This is a genomic window from Vibrio sp. 10N.261.51.A4 (assembly GCF_041471945.1).
GTDB lineage: Bacteria > Pseudomonadota > Gammaproteobacteria > Enterobacterales > Vibrionaceae > Vibrio > Vibrio crassostreae_C.
In genome coordinates this window covers 1-3,977 of the sequence record NZ_JBFRPJ010000132.1, presented here as the reverse complement: position 1 = coordinate 3,977, position 3,977 = coordinate 1, and the positions used below count along the sequence as shown (strand labels likewise).

At 45.7% G+C, this 3,977-nt stretch carries 5 protein-coding genes; all 5 read right to left on the bottom strand.

The features are described 5' to 3' along the window. Window positions 1-50: 50 nt before the first annotated feature. The 5 genes from AB4384_RS23045 to AB4384_RS23025 all read right to left on the bottom strand — a co-directional run bounded on the left by AB4384_RS23045 (window position 51) and on the right by AB4384_RS23025 (window position 3,829). The gene (locus AB4384_RS23045; protein ID WP_050649519.1) at window positions 51-668 is read right to left on the bottom strand and encodes a TRIC cation channel family protein; all 618 of its coding nucleotides are present in this window, start codon (window positions 666-668) and stop codon (window positions 51-53) included. 74 nt (window positions 669-742) lie between these two features. Next, the gene (gene btuF, locus AB4384_RS23040) at window positions 743-1,612 is read right to left on the bottom strand and encodes a vitamin B12 ABC transporter substrate-binding protein BtuF (RefSeq protein WP_372130165.1); all 870 of its coding nucleotides are present in this window, start codon (window positions 1,610-1,612) and stop codon (window positions 743-745) included. 1 nt (window position 1,613) lies between these two features. Continuing rightward, the gene (locus AB4384_RS23035) at window positions 1,614-2,567 is read right to left on the bottom strand and encodes a cobalamin biosynthesis family protein (RefSeq protein ID WP_372130164.1); all 954 of its coding nucleotides are present in this window, start codon (window positions 2,565-2,567) and stop codon (window positions 1,614-1,616) included. A 10-nt stretch (window positions 2,568-2,577) separates the two neighbouring features. Continuing rightward, window positions 2,578-3,273, bottom strand: a complete 696-nt coding sequence (gene mtnN, locus AB4384_RS23030; protein ID WP_286295575.1) for a 5'-methylthioadenosine/S-adenosylhomocysteine nucleosidase — start codon at window positions 3,271-3,273, stop codon at window positions 2,578-2,580. 127 nt (window positions 3,274-3,400) lie between these two features. Beyond that, window positions 3,401-3,829, bottom strand: a complete 429-nt coding sequence (locus AB4384_RS23025; RefSeq protein ID WP_372130163.1) for a DUF1499 domain-containing protein — start codon at window positions 3,827-3,829, stop codon at window positions 3,401-3,403. Window positions 3,830-3,977 lie beyond the last annotated feature (148 nt).

Below are 3,977 nucleotides of genomic sequence, written 5' to 3'. Positions count from 1 at the left end.
TTGTGATCAAGAGACAGCCTTTACGGAGCCTTTCACTTTGTAACGTTAGCTTATTTGATGGCGAAGGTCGGCAATGATAAATGCCAACGAATAGCGCCAAGCCTTATCAATAGTGTTGAGAACACGCCGGCCAGAAATGCAGTTTCTGAATCGTGCCCCATGCTGATCGCCATGGTATGGAAAGCGCCACCAATGATACAAGCGGTCGCGTAGACTTCACTTCTTAGAATCATAGGCACTTCACGGGCAAGCACGTCGCGGATAATACCGCCACCGCAGCCGGTGATGACACCCATGATGATCGCCACTAGTGCTGAATCTTGATAGATAAGTGCTTTTTCTACACCAATGCCAACAAACACCGCTAGGCCAATCGCATCACATACCGGCAATATCCACCAAGCCAGACGTTTCGGGCGTCTTACAATAATCATGGTCAACAAACAGGTGATGATGATGACCCAAAGGTAGGTGGTATCGGTGATCCAAAACACGGGAGTTGCTCCCAATGCCATGTCACGAATAGTACCGCCACCAATTGCGGTAACACTGCCTAGAACGGCGACGCCAAAGGGATCCATCTTAAGACGGCCAGCGACAAATACGCCTGAGACGGCAAAGATGGCAGTGCCAAATAAATCGATAATATAAAGCAGCATGGAGTCCATGATACTGGTGCTCTTATAGTTAAAATTGTAGGGACAGGTCGGTGGCGAATTGTACGAAAAAACGCAGCAAATAGTTAGTGATTTTGCCTAGCTCTATCGAAGAAATCGCACACTTGTTGGATCGCTTTCAAAGTTCTTGTTGTCGGGCGATTAATCCAGTCAGAATTGAGGGACCAAATCTGATTTTGAGCGACTGCTGGAATTTCATCTTCCCATGTTTGCCACATGGTTCCATTCTCAATCGCGTGCTGAGAAGTGAAGATCACTTGCGGTTTTCTTAATACAACTTGTTCAATACCAACTTGCGGATATGGGGAGGCGCTGTCTTCAAAAATATTGTGTCCACCACAAAACTCAAACACCTCACTTGGCCAGTGTCCTTGAGCAACAGTGATGATCTGCTTCTCACTGAGTTGGTAGAAGTAGTTTACTGGCTCGGCATCTTTGTATTTTAGTCTCAACGCGTTGAGCTGCTCTCTGTATTGCTGAGCGTTGTTTTCGCCAATACTTGGATCGCTAGCGTATTGGCTCAGTTGTTCAATATTGGTTGCGATACTGTCTAGGCTTTTGGTCTTGGAGTAGTAAATATTAAAACCAAATTGCTCTAGTTTCGCGAGCTCTCTGGGCGGGTTTCCCGCTGGCCACGCAAGAATCAAATCAGGCTGAAGTGCGATGATCTTCTCAACCTTGATACCTTGATAGTTTGCCACTTTTTCAAGCTTATCGGCTTGTGGTGGGTAATCACTTCGTTCACTTACGGCGACAAGGTTGCTACCTAAACCTGCGCTGTACGCGAGTTCAGTGGCATGAGGAGCAAGGCTGACCACGCGTTGAGCCGGCTGTACTTGTTCTTGAGTCAGTGGTGCTTCTTCTGCAAATGATAAAGGCAGCCATAAGCTGGAAGACAAAATAGTAAGGCTTGTAACAAGTGCTGAAGGTTTCACTCTAAATCCCTTGGTGAATAAATAGTAAGGCTAGGCTTTGTAAAAAGATCCAGATAGCGATGCGACCAAAGAGTAGTTTCTGAACCTGAGATAGATGCAGAGCTGACGGTGCGATTCTTCCGCCTAATTTCGCGCGAATGGCTTTAGTGTTGTCGTAAATCGCAGGGCCACCTAATGATAACTCCAGCTTGTTGCCAACGGCCGTGATCAACCAGGCAGGGCCGGGCAGTGGCCAAGAGCGACTTTGGACTAACATCATCTTAAATGTGGGCATTGCTTTATCACCACATACGATCATCAAAGCAAAAAAACGCATCGGTATAAATTCGAGAATCGCGACTATCTTGATCGCCGTTGAGCCGAATGGAGAAAATTGCTTGCGACTTGGTGACCAAGCTCGAGCTAACTCGACCACAAGGCGATACATTAACGCGGCGATTCCACCACCAATGGCGTACCAGAACAACACACAAACTACGTTACGAGCGTAACCCATGATGATGGTTTCTGTGGCGGCCTTGCCTAGGCCAAGTGATGACAGTGATTCGGTTTGACGATTGACAATTGGAGCCAGTAACTGACGAGCGGCAGCTTTATCTTCTCGACCAAGAGCTTTGATCAGCTGATTTGCTAGCTTTTCATTATTGCGCCAATCAATCGCCAGCAATAACAGCGCTAATTCAAACAGTTGAGATTGCCAAACCAATGGTTGCAGTGCCAATAGAATTATCAGAGTCGGCAGTACCATTACGCCCCAGGCTAATGTGCCCGAGATTAAGCTTTGGGAATAGTTTTGGTTGTTATTAACCTTGCTTGCTAAAAGCTCAGCAAACTTATGCCATAAGGTCGTAGGGTGTGCGGCATGGGGGATAGGTAAAATTAAATGAAAAAGCAATGCTCCCCACATTACAAGGAGCACGCCATTTGCAAATACCTGATCAAACAGTGTTTGCATGTCTAGTCGCTTACTTTAGTAGGGCAACCATCTTGATAACCATTTCAGAAGAGCTTTGTGCTGCTAGTGGCAGGAACTCTTCGAAGCTCATTGGTGATTCTTTGTCTGCAACGTCAGATATTGCACGAACAACCACGAATGGTACTTGGAATTGGTGACAAGCTTGAGCGATAGCAGATGCTTCCATCTCTACAGCAACCACTGATGGGAAGTGCTTACGGATGAACTCTTGACGTTCTGCTGTGCAAACAAATGCGTCGCCAGTACAGATAAGGCCACGAACAGCGTGCTTATCTTCCATTTGAGATAGCGCTTGTTCTGCAACAGCCATCAGCTTGTCGTCAGCTTTGAACGCTGCCGGTTGACCTGCCATTTGGCCGATTTCGTAACCGAAAGCCGTAACGTCTGCATCGTGGTGACGAACTTCAGTTGAGATAACCACATCGCCAAGGTTCAGTGTTGAATCAAAACCGCCAGCAGAGCCCGTGTTTAGAACGACATCTGGTTGGTATTCGCTTAGTAGGATTGAAGTACCAACAGCCGCTGCTACTTTACCAATACCAGATTGAAGCAAAACAACGTCAACACCATTTAGCTGACCAGAGAAAAAGGTACAACCGCCTTTATTAACTTCAGTAATGTCTGAAATTGCTGCTTTTAGGATCGCAACTTCTTGCTCCATTGCGCCAATGATGCCGATTTTCATGTGTAGTCTCTTAATAAATAATATTTAAACAGTAGAGCGAAATTGTAGCATGGATAAGAAGTGTCGAGCGACTGCCCAGAGGCACTTCTCATCCGAATAGCAGCGATTTATCTGCGTATTCTTTTATCTATTTGATTAGGCCTTCGCTTTTTAAGCTAGCACGAAGTTGTTCAGCTCGTTTTCGGTTTACGCCAAAATCAGAATGGCCAGTACGAGACTCTGAACGCACGATCAATTTGCCATCGGTGATTTTAAGTTCTAAGTCATCGACAAAACGCATGATGCGAGAGGTGCATTCAACACGCAGATAATCTTCTGTTTTACTCGCGGTTTTCGATCCCGGTAAGGTTAGCGCAACCTGCTCAATCGCATCTAAGCTCGCTGAATCTGATAACTCAAACGCGGCCAATGCGTGCTGCTCACGGTCATCTTGAGTTGATACGCAGTTTGGTTTGTCTCCACAAGGTGATGAAGTTCTGTCTTTCATGTCCGTGATTCCTTGGCTGCAAGCGGTTAAAGTCAAAAGAGATAGAGAGATGAGAGCGGCTTTTTTCATAGTGTTTCCTATGGCGTTGTTTTAGTTTTAATTGTAGTTATAGGTATTGGCTTGTTTGCGATTGTTTTACGTATTTTCGTTATGCTTGTGATAAACGTATCTAATTCAAAAAAGGATCCATCATTGGATAATGCCGATCAGTTAAAGC